General features: G+C 39.5%; 1 protein-coding gene. It reads left to right on the top strand.

Annotation, left to right across the window (positions count from 1 at the left end; genetic code table 11):
• A partial coding sequence (locus tag V2S86_RS25300) for an IS982-like element ISLll1 family transposase (RefSeq protein WP_330764613.1) occupies positions 1–828 on the top strand: 828 nt, incomplete at its 5' end.
• Between the last annotated feature and the right edge of the window lie 113 nt (positions 829–941).

Genomic DNA, 941 nt, shown 5'->3' with positions numbered 1-941 from the left:
CCTGGTACGAGGGTTCCCCTTGAGGTTCAAAACCGAAAGAACGTCCATCTCGCAACATCAGATTGCTTAGTTATCGCTTGTTACCTATGGGGCGTACTGCATTTTAGTGAAACGCTTAAAGCTAAGCACCAATTGGCTCAAAGTTTATTTCCTAATTTCCTAGAATATTCTCGCTTTGTCCGCCGTTGTAATGCCCTCTTACCGAGTATCCAAGTCATTCGCCAAGCACTCGTCTTTAAAGAGGTTGAAGGAATGAGTGTATCCATTATTGACAGCTTCCCCATTCCTTTGTGTCAGCCTATTCGTAATTTCAGAAGCAAAGGTCTTGGAGATTATGCAAATGTTGGCTACAATGCTACAAAGGGACAGTACTTCTATGGATGTAAATGTCATGCTTTAGTCAGTGAATCAGGCTATGTCATAGACTACACAATTACTCCTGCTTCAATGGCTGATAGTTCAATGACCGAGGAAGTGTTGAGTCAATTTGGGACACCAACAGTCCTTGGAGATATGGGATATCTAGGTCAGTCACTGCATGATAGGCTGGAATTAAAAGGAATTGATCTAATTACACCTGTCAGGAAGAACATGAAGCAAAAGAAAATCCTTTTCCCTAATTTTTCAAAACGTAGAAAAGTGATTGAGCGAGTTTTCTCTTTTTTGACAAATCTAGGAGCTGAGCGTTGTAAAAGTCGTTCGCCTCAAGGTTTTCAATTGAAATTAGAGATGATACTTTTAGCGTATTCTTTACTGTTAAAATCAGCTAAATCACTGGAACCAGAGACTTTAAGATATTCTATCGGGTATCAAGTCATGGCTAAATAATCAACTAGCAATTCGGGTTTTTTACAGGAGATTTGGAACAAGAAGGAGAAAAAAAGCTTCTACAAAATTATCCCAAATTACAGGTAGATGTGTTAAAAGTGGGGCAAGATGCC

This window comes from Serratia sp. C2(1), assembly GCF_036352655.1.
Classification (GTDB): Bacteria; Pseudomonadota; Gammaproteobacteria; order Enterobacterales; family Enterobacteriaceae; genus Serratia; species Serratia inhibens.
Note: the sequence above shows the minus strand (reverse complement) of the source record. Positions and strands in the feature narration are given on the sequence as shown.